Origin of the sequence: Micromonospora sp. URMC 103, assembly GCF_051386435.1 — a bacterium.
In the GTDB taxonomy this organism is placed as follows: domain Bacteria; phylum Actinomycetota; class Actinomycetes; order Mycobacteriales; family Micromonosporaceae; genus Micromonospora.
This window is the reverse complement of record NZ_JBPQTR010000006.1, coordinates 844,086-864,694: the sequence shown is the minus strand read 5'-3', so window position 1 is coordinate 864,694 and position 20,609 is coordinate 844,086. Positions and strand designations below refer to the sequence as shown.

Here is a 20,609-nt window from a genome sequence, read left to right as displayed (position 1 = left end):
CTACTGCGATGCCGCTCTCCCAGAACCCGCCTCCCGCCGCTTCCTGAGAGGGCCGTTCAGGCGCGGTGGGCCGCGGTGCCGGTGCGGGCGAGGACCGCGTCGAGCAGGCCGGGGTAGACCTGCTCCAGCTCCTCGCGGCGCAGGCTGACGAAGCGGCTCGTGCCGGCGACCCGGGTGCGGGTGAGGCCCGCCTCGCGCAGCACCTTGAGGTGGTGGCTGCGGGTGGCCTTGGAGACGCCGAACTCGAAGGCGCCGCAGGCGTACTCGCCGCCCTCGGCGAGCGAGCGGACGATCTGCAGCCGCACGTCGTCGGCGAGGGCCCCGAGCACGGTCGTGACCGGGACGTCGCGCAGCTCGGGTTCGTGGATCTCCATGTGACCAGTGTAACGGTTGTTCGACGTCTGACGAACAAGCTCCTAGGGTCGGAGGCGTTGGTTCGAAAGTACTCGAACATTGGAGCCCGCCCCATGCGTTCCCGCGCTGCCGCCTTCCCGCTGCTCGCCGTCCTGAGCTGGGGGGTGATGTTCCCGGTCCTGGCCAGCGCCCTCACCCGGGTCGACCCGCTCAACCTGACGACCGCCCGGTACCTGCTGGCCACCCTCGTCCTGATCGCCCTGCTGCTGTTCCGGGAGGGTGCGGCGAGCCTGCGCTGGGGCGGTCGCGCCGTCGAGGTGACGGTGCTCGGCGTGGTCGGGTTCGCCGGGTTCAACCTGCTCACCAACCTGGCCCTGGAGCACGCCGCGCCGCAGCAGATCGCTCTCTTCACGGCGACCACGCCGCTGGTCACCCAGCTCGTCCGGTGGGTCCGTGACGGCGTACGCCCGCGGCCGGTGCTGCTGGCTCTCTCCCTCGCGGCCCTCCTCGGGGTCGGCCTCGTCATCACGCGGGGCAGCCTCGCCGGGCTCGGCCAGTTCGGCGTCGGCGGGCTCATGATGCTCGGCGCTGTGGTCGGCTGGGCGGTCTACACCCACGGGGCGAGCCGCTTCGGCGAGTGGTCGCCGCTGCGGTACACGACCCTGACCGCGTTCGCCGGCACCCTCGCCATGCTGGCCGCGAGCGCCGGCGCCGACCTCGCCGGGGTGCAGCACACGCCGGCCGCCGCCGACCTCGTGGCGATCGCGCCCCAGTTGGCGTACGCGGTGATCGTGGCCGCCGTGATCGCGGTGCTGGCCTGGAACACCGGTGTGCAGCGGCTCGGCGCGGCAAACGCCGCCCTGTTCATGAACCTGGTCCCGGTCACCACGTTCGTGGTGCAGATCGCCCGCGGCTACCGGCCCGGCCCCGCCGAGCTCGTCGGCGCCGGGCTCACCATCGCGGCCCTGGTCGCCGCGAACCTGGTCACCCGGTCGCGGGCCGGAGCCGCCGAGCCGGCGGCCGAGCCGCAGCAGGCCGCCGTCACCGACCCGGTCGCGGTCGTCGACCCGGTGGCCGTGGTGGCCCGCTGACGGCTCACAGCGTGGGAACCCCGGAGAGGCGGGGCGGGGCGGGCGCTTAGACTCGACGGCACAACTGAACACCTCATCCAGAGGGGCTGAGGGATACGGCCCGACGACGCCCCGGCAACCACTCCGCACGCTCATCGACGAGCGACGGCGGGGCAGGTGCCAATTCCGTCCCCGCCGCAGGGTGCGATGCGGGGAAAGATGAGAGGAATCCTCGACATGACGTCGACGATCGCCGCCTCCGGCATCGACACCACCGCCAGCCCCGCCCGCGCCCTCGTCTGCCGCGCCTGTCAGGCCCGCTACCCGCTCGCCGCGCAGCACGCCTGTTACGAGTGCTTCGGCCCGCTCGAGGTCGACTACGACGCGGCCGCGCTGGCCACCGTCACCCGCGAGCAGATCGAGGCCGGCCCGCGCAACCTGTGGCGGTACGCGGCCCTGCTCCCCGCCGGCCAGGACCCGGCAACGCGGGTCACCCTGAACCCCGGCCTCACCCCGCTGGTCGCGGCCCCGCACCTCGCCGCCGAACTGGGCATCACCGCCCCGCTCTGGGTGAAGGACGACAGCGCCAACCCCACCCACTCCTTCAAGGACCGGGTCGTGTCGGTGGCGCTCACGGCGGCCCGGGCGCTCGGCTTCACCCGGTTCGCCTGCGCGTCCACCGGCAACCTCGCCAACTCGGTGGCCGCGCACGCGGCCCGGGCCGGGACGCCCTCGGTGGTCTTCATCCCCAGCGACCTGGAGCAGGGCAAGGCGATCACCACGGCCGTCTACGGTGGTGACCTCGTGGCCATCGACGGCTCGTACGACGACGTCAACCGGCTCTGTGGTGAGCTCGTGGAGACCGACGAGTTCGAGGACACCGCGTTCGTGAACGTCAACGTGCGCCCGTACTACGCGGAGGGCTCCAAGACGCTCGGCTACGAGGTGGCCGAGCAGCTCGGCTGGCGGATCCCCGCCCAGGTGGTCATCCCGATGGCCTCGGGCGAGCTGCTCACCAAGATTGACAAGGCGTTCGCCGAGCTCGTGGAGATCGGGCTGGTCGAGGCGCCGGCCGGCGGCTGGAAGGTCTTCGGCGCCCAGTCGGCCGGCTGCAACCCGATCGCCACGGCGCTGCACGGCGGCACCGACGAGATCGTCCCGGTGAAGCCGACCGGCATCGCCAAGTCGCTCAACATCGGCGACCCGGCGGCCGGCCTGTACGCGCTGGAGGCGGTCCGGCGCAGCGGCGGCTGGATGGACTACGCCGACGACGACGAGATCCGGGCGGCCATCCGCCTGCTGGCCCGCACCACCGGCGTCTTCGCCGAGACGGCCGGCGGGGTCACCGTGGCGGTGCTGCGCAAGCTCGTCGAGTCGGGCCGCCTCGACCCGGCCGCGGAGACGGTCGTCTTCAACACCGGCGAGGGGCTGAAGACCATCGACGCGGTGGCCGGCCAGGTCGGTCCGACGCACCGCATCCGCCCGTCCCTGCGCGCCGCGCGCGACGCCGGCCTGCTCGGCTGAGCGCGACCCACCCGGACGGAGGATCCGGCGGATCCACCGGGTAACCGGCTTTTCGCTCTGGGTGCAGAAAACCCGCCGCTAAGGACTTGACGGCAGGAACCGGACGGCGCAAGATGCTCCGTGCGGGAGGGCGTATCGCCGAAGACTTTTGAAGTTCTTGCGACCCAACGCCGGAGGCGTTGTGCGATCGTCCCTCCCGACCAACGTCCGAACGGGCCAGCGATTTATTCGCTGGCCCGTTCGTCTGTCCCGCCGGCACCCTGTGGGCATGGCCATCACGATCGCGCCGTTCGACGCCGCCGACCCGGCCGCGATCGACGAGGCGTACCGGGTGGGAGCGGCGGCCAACGACGCCGACCTCCCCGACTTCCCGCCGTTCTGCCGCCGCCGTTTCGACGCGATGCTGCGCCACCCGATGCCGGGCTGGGTCACGCTCTGGGCGCTGGCCCGCCTCGACGGCGTCGCCGCCGGTTACCTGGCGCTCGACCTGCCGCAGCTCGACAACACCGAGAACGCCACGGTCGAGCTCGTCGTCCATCCGGCGCACCGGCGGCGTGGGGTGGGCCGGGCGCTGCACGAACACGGCCTGCGGCTGCTGCGGGAGCAGAGCCGCAAACGGGTGGTCGGCATGGCGGTGTCGACGCTGCCCGGCGGGCCGGAGCGGCCGGAGGCGGGCGCCGCGTTCGCCGCCGCGATGGGCGCGCAGCCCGCGCTCGCCGAGGTCCGCCGGCGGCTGGACCCCGCCACCGTCGACCAGGCGGCGCTGGACGTGTTGCTGGCCGGCGCCCGTGCCCACGCCGCCGGCTATCGCACGGTCCGCTGGCACGGCCGCATCCCCGAGGAGTACGTCGCGGACATCGCCTACCTGGACGGGCGGCTGTCGACCGACGCGCCGCTGGGCGACCTGGAGTGGGAGGCCGAGCGGGTCGACGCCGACCGGATCCGGGGCACCGAGGCGGCGCTGGCCGCGCGGGGCCGGCGGCAGTACCACCTGGCGGCCCGCCACGAGGCGACCGGCCGCGTGGTGGCGTGGACCCTGCTCGATGTGGGCCCGTCCGCCGACTGGCACGCGTACCAGCAGATCACCATCGTGGACCCGGCGCACCGCGGGCACCGGCTCGGGCTGCTTACCAAGATCGAGAACCTGCGTCACCTGCTCGACCACGAGCCGGCGGTACGCGCCATCGACACGTTCAACGCGGCGTCCAACGCGCACATGGTCGCGATCAACGAGCAGCTCGGCTTCCGCCCGGTGGACGGGTGGACCGACTGGCAGCTGACGGTTTGACATGTGACACGGCCCTACTGATCCTGGTGCTTCCTGTTGCATGATGGCGGGCATGACGGAGACCCCGCACCCCCTCTACGACCGGCACGTCGACACCCTCACCCGTGCGCTGACCGCGATCTCGGAGCGCGGGTACTGGTCCGCCTACCCCGAGTCACCGAGCCCCCGGGTGTACGGCGAGACCGCCGCGGCCGACGGCAAGGCGGCCTTCGAGGCGTACCTGAACGGCGACTTCCCGCTCGACCAGCCGGGCGCCGGCGACCGGGTCGCCACCGAGACCAGCCCATTCGGCGTGGAGCTGGGCGTGCGCTACCCGCACGCGGAGGCCGACGAGCTGGTGGCGGCGGCCCGCGCCGCGCTGCCGGCCTGGCGCGACGCCGGCCCGCAGGCCCGGGTCGGTGTCTGCCTCGAGATCCTCGACCGGCTGCACAAGCACATCTTCGAGCTGGCCAACGCGGTGCAGTTCACGAGCGGCCAGGCCTTCGTGATGGCGTTCCAGGCCGGCGGCGCGCACGCGCTGGACCGGGCGCTGGAGTCGCTCGCCTACGCGTACGCCGAGATGACCCGGCACCCGGGGACGGCCGGCTGGGAGAAGGCGGCCGGCAAGGGCGAGCCGCTGCGCATGACCAAGACGTTCCACGTGGTGCCGCGCGGCGTGGCCCTGGTGATCGGGTGCAACACGTTCCCCACCTGGAACTCGTACCCGGGCCTGTTCGCGTCGCTGGTCACCGGCAACCCGGTGGTCGTCAAGCCGCACCCGCGCGCCGTGCTGCCGCTGGCCATCACCGTGCGGTACGCCCGGGAGGTGCTGGCCGAGGCCGGCTTCGACCCGAACCTGGTGCTGCTCGCCGCCGAGGCGCCCGACGAGAAGCTCGCCTCCACGCTGGCCCTGCACCCGGCCGTCAAGGTCGTCGACTTCACCGGCTCCACGGAGTACGGCGACTGGCTGGAGGCGAACGCCCGGCAGGCGGCCGTCTACACCGAGAAGGCGGGACTCAACACGGTGGTCGTCGACTCCACCGACGACTTCGCCGGCCTGTGCCGCAACCTCGGCTTCACGCTGACGCTCTACAGCGGACAGATGTGCACCACCTCGCAGAACATCCTGATCCCGCGCGACGGCATCGAGACCGACCAGGGGCACAAGAGCTTCGACGAGGTGGCCGGCGGGATCGCCGCGGCGGTCGGCAAGCTCACGGCCGACCCGGCCCGCGGGGTCGAGCTGACCGGGACGATCGTCAACGACGGCGTGCTGGAGCGGCTCGACGAGGTGACCAAGGTGGGCGAGCCGGTGCTGGAGTCGCGTACGGTCGAGCACCCGTCCTTCCCCGGCGCGGTGGTCCGCACCCCGACGGTGGTCAAGGTCTCCGCCGACGACACCGCGACGTACGGCCGGGAGTGGTTCGGCCCGATCTCCTTCGTCATCCCCACCGACTCCACGGCGCACAGCCTGGAGATCATGCGGAAGACCGTTGGTGAGAAGGGCGCGCTCACGGCGGGCGTCTACTCGACCGACGAGGCGGTGCTCGACGCGGCCGAGGACGTGGCGATCGAGGTGGGCGTGCACCTCTCCTGCAACCTCACAGGCGGGGTCTTCGTGAACCAGTCGGCGGCCTTCTCCGACTTCCACGGCAGCGGCGCCAACCCGGCGGCCAACGCCGCGCTCACCGACGGCGCGTACGTGGCGAACCGGTTCCGCATCGTGCAGAGCCGCCGGCACGCCTGACGCCCCACCGCGGGGGCTCCGCAACCGGGGCCCCCGCGGCCGGTCGGGAGGCCGCCGTCGCGACTCAGGCGGGGCGGCGCATCTGGAGCTCGGTCAACGCCGGGATGGTGGGGTGCGGCACCCGGACGCCGGTGTCGACGAAGCCGAGCTTCTCGTACGCGCGGTAGGCCCGCTCGTTGCCGACGACGACCTCCATCATGAGCTCCGGCGGCCGCAGGCCCGGGACCAGGCGGCCACCGCGTCGACCAGCTCGCCGAGCAGCCCGCTGCCCCGCCAGGCGGGTGTCACGTAGACCGCGTAGATCACGGTGAGGCCCGGCTCGGTCGGCGTCACCGTGCCACCCGCGTGCCCCACCAGGCGGCCACCCGGATCGGCGATGAACTGCGCGGTCTGCGACCCGGCCGAGGTGGCCGCGACCCGGGCCGCGTACTCGGCGTGCGGGCGGGCGGCCGCGTCGGCGACGGTCTCCAGGAAGGCCAGCGGCGCGTCGGCGAGCATCTCCAGGCGCAGCGCGCGCATCCGGGCGGCGTCGGCGGGCCGGACCCGCCGGATCTCCACCCGCCTCGGATCGGGGCCGTCCGGAGCGCTCGTCATGCCCGCATGCCTACCACAGCGATGGCTGGCGATTGATTCCCACCATTCATCGGTGCCATATGCCCGATTTGTGATCGTGCGCCGCCGTGACGCCTCGTGTAGCGTGCGATTTCGGTCACCGGATTTCAGCGGCGGTCAGCCATCGCGGAAACGGTGATTTCCGAGCGCCCGGCCGTGCCCGCGCGTTCGGGGTAGGAAACGCCGCGCAGAGTGAGGAAGTGCACCGTGGCACAGGGCACCGTGAAGTGGTTCAACGCCGAAAAGGGCTACGGCTTCATCGCCGTCGACGGCGGGCAGGACGTCTTCGTCCACTTCTCCGCCATCGAGATGGACGGCTACAAGGCGCTGGACGACGGCCAGCGGGTGGAGTTCGAGATCGCCCAGGGGCAGAAGGGCCCCCAGGCCGAGCGGGTGCGCGTCGTCGCCTGAGCGGTCCGTCCGCTCGTCCAACCGGGCAGGCCCGACACGGGGCTGCGCCGCGGGCCCCCGAGCCAGGAAGATCGTGAGCCGTTCCAGCTTTGCTGAGGAGGGTTCATGACCGACCAGCCGCCCACGGCCGTCCCACCGCCCGGCCAGCCCGACCCGCCCGGTCCGCACCCGGGCTGGTCGAGCCCGCCCGGTCCGCACCCGGGCTGGTCGAGCCCGTCCGGTCCACCGCCCGTCGCCGGCCCGTACCCCGGTCAGCACTGGCACGTCGGCCAGCCCGCCGGGTGGTACCCGCCCGGGCTCGACCCGGCCGACCCCCTGGTCACCCCGCCCGGGGCCGGCCTCGGCGGCTGGTACCAGCGCTGCGTCGGCGCGGTCCAGCGCGGCTGGCGGGTGCTGCTGCCCCTGCTCCTGCTGACCCAGGTGCTGCCGGCGGCGGTCCTCTCGGTGATCACCCTGGGCGTCGATCCGAGCGCGCGCTGGGAAACCTCGATGGCCCGAAATCCGTCCGCGCTCCCCGAGACGTTCTTCCAGGACCTGGCCACCGTCTTCCTGGTGTCCGTCGTGGGCAGCGTGCTGATCGGGCTGGTCCAGTCCCTGGGCTGGGCGGCGGGCACCTGGGTGCTCGCCCGCCAGGCCACCGGCGCCCAGGTCGATCTCGGTACGGCGCTGCGCTACGGCGTGCGCCGAATGGTCGGGCTCTGGGGCTGGGCGCTCATGAGCGGCCTGATCGTCGCGGTCGGCCTGTGCTTCTGCGTCCTCCCGGGCGTCTACCTGGCCTTCGCGCTCAGCATGGTCGGCCCCGTCTACCTCTTCGAACGGCAGAACCCGATCGGGCGGTCGTTCCGGATGTTCCACCAGCGGCTGGGGCTCCTGCTGGGTCGGGTGGCGCTCGTGGTGGCCGTGGTGCTCACCGGCAGCATGGTCGTCGGTTTCCTGGAGGCGGCCGCCACCACGCCGTTCGGCGCCGACCCGCTGGCCGCCCCGGGCACGGCGGTGGGCGCCGTGGTGGTGGTCGCGGTCAGCGCCGTGCTGTCCCTTCCGCTCCAGGTCGCGCAACTCGTGGGGTTCGTGGTGACGTACGCCGAGCAGCGGGCCCATGAGGGCCCGGTGAACAGCGCCGGGCTGGTCACCGAACTCGGCTGACGGTGGCAATCGTGCTTGCACTCGGCAGGGGAGAGTGCTAAACAAGTCATTGGCACTCGCACACTGCGAGTGCCAAGGTCGGGGCGGTGGGGCCGCGGCCACGCCGGCGGGACGAACCGCCGACGGGGCACGTGGCCGGTCGTCGCGGGCTATCCGGCCCGGCCGAGGAGACGTCGCCGTCGCCAGAGGGTGACGTCCCAAGGTGCGTACACCAGGCGGCCCATCCGGGACACACACTCGGGTGGCCCGTGAGTGTCCAGGAGGACAACGCCGTATGGCCAAGATGATCGCGTTCGACGAAGAGGCGCGCCGCGGCCTCGAGCGGGGCATGAACCAGCTCGCCGACGCCGTTAAGGTGACCCTCGGCCCCAAGGGCCGCAACGTCGTGCTCGAGAAGAAGTGGGGTGCCCCCACCATCACCAACGATGGTGTGAGCATCGCCAAGGAGATCGAGCTCGAGGACCCGTACGAGAAGATCGGCGCTGAGCTGGTCAAGGAGGTCGCCAAGAAGACCGACGACGTGGCCGGTGACGGCACGACGACGGCGACCGTCCTGGCTCAGGCCCTGGTTCGTGAGGGCCTGCGCAACGTGGCCGCCGGCGCCAACCCGATGGCCCTGAAGCGGGGCATCGAGGCCGCCGTGGCCAGCGTCTCGGAGGAGCTGCTGAAGCTCGCCAAGGACGTGGAGACCAAGGAGCAGATCGCCTCCACCGCCTCCATCTCGGCTGGTGACACCAGCGTCGGCGAGATCATCGCCGAGGCGATGGACAAGGTCGGCAAGGAAGGCGTCATCACCGTCGAGGAGAGCAACACCTTCGGCCTGGAGCTGGAGCTCACCGAGGGTATGCGCTTCGACAAGGGCTACATCTCCGCGTACTTCATGACCGACCCGGAGCGTATGGAGGCCGTCTTCGACGACCCGTACATCCTGATCGTCAACAGCAAGATCTCGTCGGTGAAGGACCTGCTCCCGATCCTCGAGAAGGTCATGCAGTCGGGCAAGCCGCTGCTGATCATCGCCGAGGACCTGGAGGGCGAGGCCCTGGCCACCCTGGTGGTCAACAAGGTCCGCGGCACCTTCAAGTCGGTCGCCGTCAAGGCGCCGGGCTTCGGTGACCGCCGCAAGGCCATGCTCACCGACATCGCCATCCTCACCGGTGGCCAGGTCATCAGCGAGGAGGTCGGCCTCAAGCTCGACGCCGTCGGCCTCGACATGCTGGGCCGCGCCCGCAAGGTCGTGGTGACCAAGGACGAGACCACCATCGTCGACGGCGCCGGTGACGCCGAGCAGATCCAGGGCCGGGTCAACCAGATCCGGGCCGAGATCGACAAGAGCGACTCCGACTACGACCGGGAGAAGCTGCAGGAGCGCCTGGCCAAGCTGGCCGGCGGTGTTGCGGTGATCAAGGTCGGCGCGGCCACCGAGGTCGAGCTGAAGGAGCGCAAGCACCGCATCGAGGACGCCGTCCGCAACGCGAAGGCCGCCGTCGAGGAGGGCATCGTCCCGGGTGGTGGCGTCGCGCTGGTGCAGGCCGGCAAGACCGCCTTCGACAAGCTGGACCTGACCGGTGACGAGGCGACCGGCGCCCAGATCGTCAAGATCGCGCTGGACGCCCCGCTGCGGCAGATCGCCGTCAACGCCGGCCTCGAGGGTGGCGTCGTCGTCGAGCACGTCCGCAACCTGGAGGCGGGCCACGGCCTCAACGCCGCCAACGGCGAGTACGTGGACCTGCTGGCCGCGGGCATCATCGACCCGGCCAAGGTGACCCGTTCGGCGCTGCAGAACGCGTCGTCGATCGCGGCGCTGTTCCTCACCACCGAGGCCGTCGTGGCGGACAAGCCGGAGAAGACCCCGGCTGCCCCGGCTGGTCCGGGTGGCGGGGACATGGACTTCTGAGTCCAGTTCCGACCGGAAACGGGGCGGGCCGCTGATGCGGTCCGCCCCGTTTCGTGTTCGCGGCGGGGCCGCCCCCGTCCGGTCTCGCGGGGGCCGCCCGTCAGGTCGGCAGCGGGCGCTGGTTACGCCGCTTCTGCGCCGGGTCGTACGGCGCGCGCAGCTGGATCGGCGCGTCCACCATCTCGAGCGGCTCCTCGGTCGCCGTCTCGTCGGCCCCGGCCATCTCGGCCAGCTGCTCGGCGTCGCCGTAGTCGAGCCGGTCGATCGGAAAATGGCCGGAGAGATCGCCGATCGGCGTCCAGGCGACGGGTGCGACGTCGTCGGTCTGTTCGTCGTCCGTGGTCATGGCAGCCTCCTCTACCGAAACGGTAGGGGGCGTCGATGGGCCATGTGGGCGAATGGCATTATCTAGGTCTATATCCTTTTCGCCCCGTTATTGATTTCCCAGGGTCCTGCGGTACAGGAAGAAGACCCGCTCGATCCGGGCTCCCGCGCTCCGCGAGTAGAACGGTACCGGTCCCACCCACCCGATCTGCGCCGAATCGTGCCCGGCCTCCCTCTGGTCCGACAGGCAGCGACGCAGCAGCACCCCGCCGATTCCGGAGCCCTCGGCCGCCGGGGTGGTGCCCATCGGCCCGAACCAACTCGGCCGCGACGACCCGTACGCGGCGAAGGCGATCACCTCGCCGTCGCGTTCGGCCAGGTGGCAGCCCGCCCCCGCTCGGCCCACCGAGCCGGCCAGCTCGGCGTCCCACGTACCGCCGAACGTGTCCCGGGCGAGCGCGGCGAGCGCCGGCAGGTCCGCCGGCTCCGCCCGGCGTACGGTCACACCCTGCCCGGCGAGGCGGCGCTCGGCGGCCTCCGTCGACCGCAGCGCGGGCGACCCGTCGTACGACAGGTCGGCCGTCATGTTCCACGCCGTCCGGTCCTGCCGGTAGCCAAGCGCGAGCGCGGCGCAGACCGCCGGGGTGTACCGGACGTCGATGCCGGGCCAGGCGTAGTACGGCGGGTTGCCGGCGAGCAGCACCTCGCCCGCGCCCAGCCCCGCGAGTCGCTGTTCCCCCGCGGCCAGCAGCGCCCGGCCGACGCCCCGGCGGCGGTGCTCCGGCGCGACCGCCATGAGGTCGACGTGCCCCAGCTTCTGATCGACCGCCGACAGCGATCCGATGAGCACACCCACCAGCTCCGACCCGCGGTACGCGCCGAGAGCCACGACGGGCCGGTCGGCGGCGGCCCGGGTCCAGAGGGCATCCACGAGCACGGCCGCCTCGGCGGCGTCCTCCGGCAGGTCCAGCGCCCGCTCGCAGAGCCGCGCGGCGGCCGGTGCCGAGTCGGGGGTCAGGTCGACGATGTCGATCTCCGCGTCCATGGTGGCCGACCCTAGATCACCGGGTACGGGTGGGCGCAAGAGCGCGCGGTCAGCGGGCGGCCCGCACGGCGGCGTACGCGTCGACCAGCCCGGCGCCCGTGACGTTCGCCGGCCCGCCGCAGGCATCCCCCGGGCTGGCCGAGCGGTAGGTCGGTGTGGCCGGTGTCGCCGTCTGCCGCAGGAGCTGCCGGGTCCGGGTCAGGTCGCCCACGAGTGACGGGTTGGCCGACCACATGAGCGCCACGACGCCGGCCACCTGCGGGGTCGCCATCGACGTGCCGTCCAGCGAGGCGTACCCGCCGCCCGGCATCGCCGAGCGCACCCCCACGCCGGGAGCCAGCACGTCGGGCTTCGCGGCGCCGCCCGCCACCGGCCCCCGGGCGGAGAACTCGGCCACCCGGTCCCGGTCGTCCACCGCGCCCACCGTGAGCACGTCGGGGTACGGGGCCGGTGGGTCGTCGATCGAGGCACACCAGGGGCCGGTGTTGCCGGCCGCGGCCACCACGAAGATGCCCGCCGCGTCGAGCGCGGCCGTGGCCGGCCGGAGCACACCCGGGTCGCAGCCCTCGATGCCGGGGCAGCCCCAGGAGTTCGTGAGGATGTCCGGCGCGCGCTCGGGACGCCCGGCCATGAACGGGTCGCCGCCGGCCGGGAACGGCGCCAGCATGAACTGGAGGCAGTCGAGGTAGTGCGCCGGGCTGCCGAGGTTGCGATCCAGGTTCACGCAGCCCACCCACTGGGCGCCCGGCGCCACACCGATGCCGTCGCGCCCGACGGCGCTGCCGAGGGTGTGCGTGCCGTGCCCGCCCTCGTCGGTGGGGAGGCGGGTGCCGTCCCACGGGTCGTACCACGAGTCGTCCCCGCCCCGGAAGCCGCCGGCCAGCGCCGGGTGCCGGCCGTCCACTCCGGAGTCCGAGCTGCCGATCACGACGCCCGCGCCGGTCACCCCGAGCTGCGACCACACACGGTCGGCGCCGATCCGGCGGATGTTCCACTCCGGACCGGTCGGGGCGGGCTCGGTGCCCCGGGTGGCGCCGGCCGGCGCGGGCAGCGGGCGCAGCCGCTGGCTCACCAGCACCCGGGCCACCTCGGGCCGGCGGGCCAGCCAGGCCCGCACCGCCGGACCGCCGTCCACCTCCATCGCGTTGACCAGGTAGTACGACGTCGGGTGCAGCCGCAGCCGCACCAGGTCGCGGCGGAGACCGGCCTGGGTCCGCTCGGCGGTGTCGACGAGCCGCCGGTAGACCTCGCGGGCCCGTACGTCGCGCCCGGCGCGGCCCGGCGCGGCGACCGTGATGCCGGTCAGGTCGGCCTGCTCGCGCAGCACCACGAACAGCCGTTCGCCGTGCAGCCCCGGCTGGCCCGGACCGACGTCGACCGCCGCGAGCGCCACGAGCAGCACCGCGGCCGTGGCGGCCGCCGTCCGCCGACTCGGCGCGCGACCCGCCGGCCGGGCGAACAGCACCCCGTACGCCGTGCCGACCAGCAGCGCCACGGCGAACCCGGCGACGGCGGCGACCGCCACCCAGAAGGGCACGTCCCGGCTCGTCGCGAGGAGCAGCGTGACCTCCTCCGGGTCGGCGAAGGCCAGCGGCCCGAACGCGGCGAGCCCGACCAGCCACCGGGCCGGCGCGGCGGTCACCGCTCGGGCGGCGTGCCCGCGGCGGGCGGCCGCGTACAGGGCGGCCAGGGCGAAGCCGGTCGGAGGCAGCGTGAGCAGGGCCGGCAGGTGGGCGCCGGACTGGCCGGCGCCGGCGGTGACCAGCAGCAGCGCCACGCCGGCCACCAGGCCACCGACCAGCACGAGCCGTGCCGGCCGGGGCGGGTCGCCGGCCGCGAACCGGGACCAGAACGTCGGGTCGAGCAGCGCGCCCGCCACCGCGCCCAGGGCCGCGGCCGCCAGCGCGGCGAGCACCGTCTCCAGCAGGCCGCCGAGCGCCCCGAGCCAGGCCCACGGCAGCAGGAGCGCGAGCCCGGCGGCGACCGCGAGCAGCGTGACCGCACCGGGCCGGGGCCGCCCGCCCCGGGCCGTTCCGGACGCGCCGCCCACCGCCGGCCGGTCCGGGACGGAGGCGCCGCTCGAACCGGTCGCGTCGGCGGCGGGCCCGGTGGGGTTGTGTGGGGCGGAGCCGTCGCTCGGACCGGTCGCGCTGGCGGCGGGGCTGCTGGCCGACCCGGCGGCGGGCGCGGCGTCGCGTCGCCGGCCGGCGAGCCGGCGCAGGACGAGCGCCGCGACGGCGGCCGTCGCGGCAAGCCCCGCGAGGTACGCCTCGTGGTGCACCGGCGGGACGGCGCGGAGCAGCCCGAACGCGCCGAGCACCAGCACGCCGCCCAGCCAGGCGCGGCCGGTGGCCCGGACGGCGGCGGAGCGGGGCAGCAGGGCGAGCAGCAGCGCGGGTGTCCCGACAAGCACGACGGTGAGCAGGCCCAGGGCCGGCCAGAGCCAGACCACCCGGTCCCGGCCGAGGCCGAGCAGCACCTGGTCGACCAGCCAGCCGCCGGCCTGCGCCGGCACCGTCACGGCGACGATCCAGCAGCCGGTCAGCACGGCCGCCACCACCGGCCAGGGCCCGGGCGGAGCGTCGGTCGACGGGCGGGCGTGGGCCCACGGCGGGGGTGCGGGCTGCATGGGGGAGACAGTACGACGAGCGCCCTACCGTCGACGGCCCCGAGCCCATGATCGACTCGCCTTCAGGGACGTCGCGGTGTCGACCGGGCGCGGACACCGCGACGTCAAGGAACCCGAGTCGATCAAGACGTCGGCCCGGGACGTCGACCACTCGCCCGGCCCGGAACCGACCACTCGCCCGGCCCGGAACCGATCGACCGCCGGCCCGGGACGTCCACCACCCGCCCGGCCGGGACGCCGATCGACCGCCGGGCAACTGACGCGGCGGCACCGCGGCGGACGTGCCGACGGATGGTCTTGGCGGCTACGGTGGACGGGTGCGCGACCCCAACGTGTCCCGATCCGTAGCCGGCCGGCTGTCGCCCGATCGCCGCACCGCCGACCTGCGCAGGCTCCGGGCGGAGCGGTTCGACGTGCTGGTGATCGGCGGCGGGGTGACGGGGGCGGGCGCCGCGCTCGACGCGGCCTCCCGCGGGCTGAAGGTGGCCCTCGTCGAGGCGCGGGACTTCGCGGCCGGCACCTCCAGCCGGTCCAGCAAGCTCATCCACGGCGGGCTGCGCTACCTCGAGCAGTTGGAGTTCCACCTGGTGCACGAGGCGCTCACCGAGCGGGGGCTCCTCGCCACCCGGTTGGCGCCGCACCTCGTACGCCCCGTGCCGTTCCTCGTGCCGCTGCCCGCCGGCCGGGGGCTGCGCGACCTCCCGGCCCGGACGTTCCGCCGCTCCTACTACGGCACCGGCGTGGCCACGTACGACATCTTCGCCGGCCTCTTCGGCACCGGTCGGGGCATGCCGCTGCACCGGCACCTGACCCGCGAGGGGGCCCGGCGGATCTTCCCGAGCCTGCGGGCCGACACCCTCGCCGGCGCGATCCGCTACTACGACGGGCAGGTCGACGACGCCCGGCTCGTGGTGACGCTGGCCCGCACGGCGGCCAGCCTCGGCGCCACCGTGGTGAGCAGCGCCCGCGCCGTGGGCCTGATCCGGCAGGCGCGGGAGGTGACCGGCGTCCGGGTGCGCGACCTCGAGGCGCCGGCCGGGTCGCCGGACGCCGAGTTCGAGGTGCAGGCCCGCACGGTCATCGCGGCCACCGGGGTGTGGAGCGACGACATGTCGCGGATGCTCAACGACGTCGGGCTGCGCCCGGGGATGCGGGTGCGGGCCTCCAAGGGTGTGCACCTGGTGGTGCCGCGGTCGGCGATCACCGGCGAGGCCGGGCTGATCCTGCGCACCGCCACGAGCGTGCTCTTCGTCATCCCGTGGGGCGGTCACTGGATCATCGGCACCACCGACACCGACTGGCGGCTGGACCGTTCCCACCCGGCGGCGTCGGCCCGCGACATCGACTACCTGCTCGACCAGGTCAACACCGTGCTGGACCGGCCGCTGACCACCGCCGACATCGAGGGCGTGTACGCGGGCCTGCGCCCGCTGCTGGCCGGGGAGGCCGACTCGACCTCGAAGCTCTCGCGTGAGCACGCCGTCGTCGAGCCGATGCTCGGCCTGCTGCTGGTCGCCGGCGGGAAGTACACGACGTACCGGGTGATGGCCTCGGACGTGGTCGACCGAGCCGCCCGCCGGCTCGGCGGCGTCCGCCCGTCGCGCACGGCGGACCTCCCGCTGCTCGGTGCGGACGGGTACGCCGCCATGTGGCGTGACCGGGCCGACCTCGCCCGCCGGCACGGTGTGCCGGTCGGCGTGGTGGAGCACCTGCTGGAGCGGTACGGGACGCTCACCCTCGACCTGCTCGCGCTCGTCGACGCCGAGCCCCTGCTCGGCATCCCGCTGGCCGGCGCCCCCGAGTACCTGGCCGCCGAGGTCACCTACGCGGCCCGCGCCGAGGGGGCGCTGCACCTGGAGGACGTGCTCACCCGGCGTACCCGGATCTCCTTCGAGACCAGCCACCGTGGCGTCGAGTCGGCCGAGCACGCGGCCGAGCTGATGGGCGCGGTGCTCGGCTGGGACGCCGCGCGGCGCGCCCGGGAGGTCGAGCACTACCGCGCCCGGGTGGAGGCGGAGCGGCAGTCCCAGCTGATGCCGGACGACGTCGCGGCCGACGCGGCCCGGCTCGGCGCCCCGGACGTCCGGGGGTACGCCGCCGACCGGGGCGGTGACGGCGATCCGGCCACACTGTCGTCCTGACCAGCGGGACCCCGCTGGCCGTTCCGGCCGCCGTAAGCTACCGGGCTGTAGGGGTACCAGCCACAACCTGCGGTGCTGTAGCTTCCGGCGAGTGGTTCGCCCTTTCCGTTCGCGTCTGCTCGTCCCCGTTCTCGGCGCGGTGCTGGCCGCCGCGCTGACCGGCTGCTCGTCGGGGCACGCGGCCACGAGCGAGACACTGCCCCCGTCGACCGACGCCGCGGGGCTGCCGGGGCCGGACGCGCCGACCACCGTGGGTGAGGGGCAGGTCAGCCTGGTCCAGCAGATCGGTGGGGACGGTCCGCTGCGCACCCTGCGGGTCGAGCGGGACGGCACGTGGAAGTGCTTCGACTGCGCCGGTGACGGGGTCAACTCGACCGGCCAGCTCGACGCGGAGCAGGTGAGCCGTCTCCAGCAGCTCCTCGCCGACCCGGCGCTCGCCGGAGAGACCGACGCGGCCCGGCGCTACCGGACCACCTGCATCGACGCCCTGACCTCCAGCCTGCTCACGGCCGCCGGCCCCATCACCTCGCAGGACTGCCCCGGCGCCGCGCGCCCACCGGTGGCCGGGGAGATCCTGCTGCTGCTCACGCAGGCCACCCCGGCCGAGCTGAAGGGCTGAGCCGGGCCGTCCGGCCGTCGCTCAGAGCACCTTGCCGGGGTTCAGCAGGCCGGTCGGGTCCAGCGCCGCCTTGATGGCCTGCTGCACGCGTACGCCCACCGGCCCGATCTCCCGGGCCAGCCACTCCCGCTTGAGCAGCCCCACGCCGTGCTCGCCGGTGCAGGTGCCGCCCAGCTCGAGACCCAGCCGCATGATCTCGTCGAACGCCCGCCGGCCGCGCTCCAGGCTGGCCGGGTCGGCCCGGTCCACCACGATGTTCGGGTGCATGTTGCCGTCGCCGGCGTGGCCCACCACGCCGATCGGCACGTCACACTCCGACGCGATGCGGGCCACGCCGTCGAGCAGGGCGGCGAGCGCGCCGCGGGGCACCGCCACGTCGTCGATGACGAGGCCGCCGTTGCCGCCCGGGTACGTGTCGGCAGCGAACTTCTCCATGGCCGGGTGGGCCAGGCGGCGGGCCTGCAGCAGCGCCGCCGCCTCGATCGCGTCGGTGGCCGCGTAGACCTCGTCGGCGCCGGCAGACTCGCAGACCTCGGCCAGGGCCGCCAGGTCGTCCGCGGCCCGGGTGCCGGTGTCCGCCGCGGCCAGAAGCAGGGCCTGGGCGTCGGTACGCAGGCCCATCGGCTGGTACGCCTCGATGGCCCGCAGGTGGGTCTGGTCCAGCAGCTCCAGCAGGCTGGGGCTGAGCCCGCGGGCGGCGATGTCGGCCACCGCCGTGCCGGCCGCCGCGGTGGACGGGAAGACCGCCACGAGGGTGAGCGACTCCGCCGGAGCGGGACGCAGCGCGACGGTCACCTCCGTGACCACGCCGAGCGTGCCCTCGGAGCCCACGAAGAGCCGCGTGAGGTCGTAGCCGGCCACCCCCTTGGCGGTCCGCCGGCCGGTGCGCAGCACCTCGCCCGAGGCGAGCACCACCTCCAGGCCCAGCACGTACTCGGTGGTGACGCCGTACTTCACGCAGCACATGCCGCCGGCGTTCGTGGCGACGTTGCCGCCGATCGTGGACGACTCCCAGGAGCCCGGGTCCGGCGGGTACCAGAGGCCCTGCTTCGCGACGGCCGCCGCCAGGGTCGCGTTCACCACGCCGGGCTGCACCACCGCGATGCGGCTCACCGGGTCGATCTCCCGGATCTCGTCCATGGCGACCGTGCTGAGCACCACGGCGCCGTCCACGGCGTTCGCCGCACCGGCGAGCCCCGTGCGGGCGCCCTGCGGCACCACCGGTACGCCGTGCCGGGCCGCCGCCCGCACCACGGCGACGACCTCCTCCGTGCTGCGCGGCCGGGTGACGACCAGCGGGGTGCCGGCCGCGCAGAGGTCGGCCTCGTCGCGCTCGTGCATCCGGAGCAGATCCGGATCGGTCAGCACGGCGCTCTCGCCGAGGGCGGCACGCAGGTCGTCGATGAGGGGGGATCCGGCCATGCTGGAGAGGCTAGGTGCCGGACCGCCGATCATCAACATGATCGACATGGTGGAGATACGTTGGTGGGCATGCTCTACCTGGACCGGCCCGCCTGGCCGTCCCGGGGCCGGCTCTGGTCCCACCTCGTCAGCGACGTCTCGTACGCCGAACTGCACGCGTTCGCCGAGGCCCTCGGCGCGCCCCGGCGCGGCTTCGACCGGGACCACTACGACATCCCGGCCGAGCGGTTCGCCATGGCCGTCTGGCTCGGGGCGCGGGTGGTGCCCAGCCGCGAACTGGTCCGGCTGCTCCGTGAGGCGGGGCTGCGCCGGCCGAAGCACCTGACCCGCCCCGCCCCGGCGATCATGCAGTTGTGGTTCCTCATTCGACCGCGTAAGCGCCTTTTGCGACCCACCACAACTGCATGATCGACGCCCGCTCAGGGGGTGGTCAGGGCCCCCAGCTCCCGGTGCAGGTTCGCCCGCGCCGGCCGCTCCCACCGGTCCGCCAGCGGCGGGAGGCGGAACAGGGCGGGCAGGGCGAGCAGCGCGTCGAGCACCCGGGCCCGGCCGGCCCGGAAGTCGGCGTCGGGCACGTGCGCGTACTCCCGGCGGACCGCCGCCGCGTACCGGTCGTAGCCCGGCGTCGGGGCGGCGAGCACGGCGAGGTCGGCGTCGCAGAGCAGCGCGCCGTCGGGATCGTCCGCGGTGACCGCGTGCCCGGCCGTGAGCAGCACCAGCCGGCGCGCCTCGGCCACCGCGTCCGCCGGCAGCCCCATCCCGGTGAGCAGGCGTCCCGCCAGGTCGGCGCTGTCCCGCTCGTTGGCGTCGCCGGCCGCCCGCGGATCGTAGACCGCGTCGTGGCACCACGCGGCCAGCCGGACCAGGTCCGGCCGTCGGGCCAGCCCGGCGTACCGGTCGACGACGTCGAGCACGGCGCGCAGGTGGTCGAGCGTGTGGTAGTGCCGGTGCGGCTCCCGCCACCGGCGCAGCAGCTCGTCTCCGGCGTCGGTCACCGCGGTCGGATCGGTCGCCCCGGCGCCCCGGGCCGCGGCCGTCCACCGGTCGAGAAGATCGGACACCTGCCGAGTCTCCCGCACCGTCGCCCCCGGCGGGAGGAAGGATTCACCCGGCCCGGCGCGGGTAGTACCGGCCATGGCCGTGGCTCGGGAGCGTCGACGACTGCGGCGTGTGCGCCCCACGAAGTTGAAAGAGGGACTGGCGGACGTCGACAGCGCCCGCATCGCCGACGCCATGGAGCAGGTGCGCCACCGCAGCAAGGCGACGCTGCACGACCGGTTGCACCGCGTCCGTATGGCGGCGGGGCTGGCCGTGCAGGCCGGGATCGCGGCCGCGCTCGCGTACGTCGTCTCGCACCGGCTGCTCGGCAACCCGCAGCCGGTCTTCGCGCCGATCTCCGCGGTCGGCACCCTGGCCGCCTCGGTGGGACAACGGTTCCGCCGCACGGTGGAGCTGATCGTCGGGGTGGCGATCGGGGTGGCGCTCGGCGACGGACTCATCTACCTGGTCGGCACCGGCGCGTGGCAGCTCGGCGTGGTCGTCACGGGCGCCATCCTGCTGACCATCTTCGCGGGCGCGAGCGTCGCGATCGTCATCCAGGCGGCCGCCACCGCAGTGCTGATCGTGACGCTGAGCCCGTCCACCCAGAACCTGGAGATACCCCGGTTCGTCGACGCCTTCGTGGGCGGTGGTATCGCCCTGCTGGTCACCGCGATCCTGTTTCCGCTCAACCCGCTGCGCGTGCTCAACCGTGCCGCCCGGCCGGCGCTGGACCTGCTCGCCAACCAGCTCGACGCCGCCGCCGACGGGCTGCGCGCGCGCGACCGGACGAAGGTGCAGCGGGCCCTCGACCGGCTCCGCAACAACAAGGAGGAGCTGGCCGCCTTCACCGAGGCGATCGAGGGGGCGAAGGAGACCACCACCCTGTCGCCGGCGCGCTGGCACCGCCGCGACGAGCTGGCCCACTACGCGGAGGCTGCCGACCCCATCGACCGGGCGATGCGCAACAGCGGCACCCTCATCCGCCGGTCGGTCACCCTCATCGAGGACGAGGAGCCGATCCCCGAACCCATGCCGGACGCGGTGGGCCACCTCGCCGAGGCGGTCCGCCTGCTCAAGCACGAGTTCGCCGTGGGAGACGAGCCGCAGCAGGCCCGGGAACGGTCGCTGCGCGCGGTCAGCGAGGCCGGCCGGGCGTACGGCGAGGGGGTGGGGTTCTCGGGCAGCGTCGTGATCGCCCAGGTCCGTACCGCCGCGAGCGACCTCCTCGTGGCCTCCGGCATCGAGCAGGAGGAGGCGAACCGGCTGATCCGGAAGTCCTTCGGCGACCAGGAGGCGCCCCGGGGCGCGGCGCCGGAGCCGGCCGGCGCGCCGAAGCCCCCCACGGCGCCCCCGGTCGGCTGAG

At 74.0% G+C, this 20,609-nt stretch carries 17 protein-coding genes, 1 pseudogene and 1 riboswitch; of the genes and pseudogenes, 11 read left to right on the top strand and 7 right to left on the bottom strand.

Annotation, left to right across the window (positions count from 1 at the left end; genetic code table 11):
• Window positions 1–56: 56 nt before the first annotated feature.
• Complete coding sequence (locus ACSNOA_RS30355) at window positions 57–374, bottom strand: ArsR/SmtB family transcription factor (RefSeq protein ID WP_436663181.1); 318 nt, start codon at window positions 372–374, stop codon at window positions 57–59.
• A 93-nt stretch (window positions 375–467) separates the two neighbouring features.
• Between ACSNOA_RS30355 and ACSNOA_RS30350 the strand changes: the two genes are divergently transcribed.
• The 4 genes from ACSNOA_RS30350 (at window position 468) to paaN (ending at window position 5,962) form a co-directional block, all read left to right on the top strand.
• Window positions 468–1,445 (top strand): DMT family transporter, encoded by a 978-nt coding sequence (locus tag ACSNOA_RS30350; protein ID WP_436663179.1) that lies wholly within the window; start codon window positions 468–470, stop codon window positions 1,443–1,445.
• 70 nt (window positions 1,446–1,515) lie between these two features.
• Window positions 1,516–1,650, top strand: a riboswitch (SAM riboswitch).
• Between the two features lie 11 nt (window positions 1,651–1,661).
• The gene (thrC, locus tag ACSNOA_RS30345; protein WP_436663178.1) at window positions 1,662–2,948 is read left to right on the top strand and encodes a threonine synthase; all 1,287 of its coding nucleotides are present in this window, start codon (window positions 1,662–1,664) and stop codon (window positions 2,946–2,948) included.
• A gap of 268 nt (window positions 2,949–3,216) precedes the next feature.
• Entirely contained in the window at window positions 3,217–4,236 is a 1,020-nt protein-coding gene (locus ACSNOA_RS30340) for a GNAT family N-acetyltransferase (RefSeq protein ID WP_436663177.1), read from the top strand.
• Window positions 4,237–4,288: 52 nt separating this feature from the next.
• Entirely contained in the window at window positions 4,289–5,962 is a 1,674-nt protein-coding gene (gene paaN, locus ACSNOA_RS30335; RefSeq protein ID WP_436663176.1) for a phenylacetic acid degradation protein PaaN, read from the top strand.
• A 64-nt stretch (window positions 5,963–6,026) separates the two neighbouring features.
• Here the strand turns inward: paaN and ACSNOA_RS30330 are convergent.
• Window positions 6,027–6,556 (bottom strand): annotated as a pseudogene (locus ACSNOA_RS30330) (N-acetyltransferase family protein).
• A gap of 225 nt (window positions 6,557–6,781) precedes the next feature.
• Between ACSNOA_RS30330 and ACSNOA_RS30325 the strand changes: the two are divergent.
• The 3 genes from ACSNOA_RS30325 to groL all read left to right on the top strand — a co-directional run bounded on the left by ACSNOA_RS30325 (window position 6,782) and on the right by groL (window position 10,025).
• A complete protein-coding gene (locus ACSNOA_RS30325) occupies window positions 6,782–6,985 on the top strand; it encodes a cold-shock protein (protein ID WP_007073263.1) in 204 nt (67 codons plus the stop codon).
• Between the two features lie 105 nt (window positions 6,986–7,090).
• Entirely contained in the window at window positions 7,091–8,128 is a 1,038-nt protein-coding gene (locus ACSNOA_RS30320; protein ID WP_436663174.1) for a hypothetical protein, read from the top strand.
• A gap of 274 nt (window positions 8,129–8,402) precedes the next feature.
• Window positions 8,403–10,025 carry a chaperonin GroEL gene (gene groL, locus ACSNOA_RS30315; protein WP_302920760.1) on the top strand — a complete coding sequence of 541 codons (1,623 nt, stop codon included), beginning with the start codon at window positions 8,403–8,405 and terminating at the stop codon, window positions 10,023–10,025.
• Window positions 10,026–10,125: 100 nt separating this feature from the next.
• Here groL and ACSNOA_RS30310 read toward each other — a convergent pair whose 3' ends face one another.
• The 3 genes from ACSNOA_RS30310 to ACSNOA_RS30300 all read right to left on the bottom strand — a co-directional run bounded on the left by ACSNOA_RS30310 (window position 10,126) and on the right by ACSNOA_RS30300 (window position 14,023).
• Window positions 10,126–10,371 (bottom strand): hypothetical protein, encoded by a 246-nt coding sequence (locus ACSNOA_RS30310; protein ID WP_436663173.1) that lies wholly within the window; start codon window positions 10,369–10,371, stop codon window positions 10,126–10,128.
• A gap of 87 nt (window positions 10,372–10,458) precedes the next feature.
• Entirely contained in the window at window positions 10,459–11,394 is a 936-nt protein-coding gene (locus ACSNOA_RS30305) for a GNAT family N-acetyltransferase (RefSeq protein WP_436663171.1), read from the bottom strand.
• 49 nt (window positions 11,395–11,443) lie between these two features.
• Window positions 11,444–14,023 (bottom strand): S8 family serine peptidase, encoded by a 2,580-nt coding sequence (locus ACSNOA_RS30300; RefSeq protein ID WP_436663170.1) that lies wholly within the window; start codon window positions 14,021–14,023, stop codon window positions 11,444–11,446.
• Between the two features lie 332 nt (window positions 14,024–14,355).
• Between ACSNOA_RS30300 and ACSNOA_RS30295 the strand changes: the two genes are divergently transcribed.
• Window positions 14,356–16,164, top strand: coding sequence for a glycerol-3-phosphate dehydrogenase/oxidase (locus ACSNOA_RS30295; protein WP_436663424.1), 1,809 nt, complete (start codon window positions 14,356–14,358; stop codon window positions 16,162–16,164).
• 91 nt (window positions 16,165–16,255) lie between these two features.
• Window positions 16,256–16,783, top strand: a complete 528-nt coding sequence (locus ACSNOA_RS30290; protein ID WP_436663168.1) for a hypothetical protein — start codon at window positions 16,256–16,258, stop codon at window positions 16,781–16,783.
• Window positions 16,784–16,804: 21 nt separating this feature from the next.
• Here the strand turns inward: ACSNOA_RS30290 and ACSNOA_RS30285 are convergent, their stop codons facing one another.
• Window positions 16,805–18,205: an FAD-binding oxidoreductase gene (locus ACSNOA_RS30285; RefSeq protein ID WP_436663167.1), complete on the bottom strand. Its 1,401-nt coding sequence runs from the start codon at window positions 18,203–18,205 to the stop codon at window positions 16,805–16,807.
• A 69-nt stretch (window positions 18,206–18,274) separates the two neighbouring features.
• Here ACSNOA_RS30285 and ACSNOA_RS30280 point away from each other — a divergent pair, with 69 nt between their 5' ends.
• The gene (locus tag ACSNOA_RS30280; RefSeq protein WP_436663166.1) at window positions 18,275–18,613 is read left to right on the top strand and encodes a DUF4031 domain-containing protein; all 339 of its coding nucleotides are present in this window, start codon (window positions 18,275–18,277) and stop codon (window positions 18,611–18,613) included.
• Window positions 18,614–18,624: 11 nt separating this feature from the next.
• Here ACSNOA_RS30280 and ACSNOA_RS30275 read toward each other — a convergent pair whose 3' ends face one another.
• Window positions 18,625–19,266, bottom strand: coding sequence for an HD domain-containing protein (locus ACSNOA_RS30275; RefSeq protein WP_436663165.1), 642 nt, complete (start codon window positions 19,264–19,266; stop codon window positions 18,625–18,627).
• Window positions 19,267–19,345: 79 nt separating this feature from the next.
• On the opposite strand from ACSNOA_RS30275, the gene ACSNOA_RS30270 reads away from it, so the two are divergent.
• A complete protein-coding gene (locus tag ACSNOA_RS30270) occupies window positions 19,346–20,608 on the top strand; it encodes an FUSC family protein (RefSeq protein WP_436663164.1) in 1,263 nt (420 codons plus the stop codon).
• Window position 20,609 lies beyond the last annotated feature (1 nt).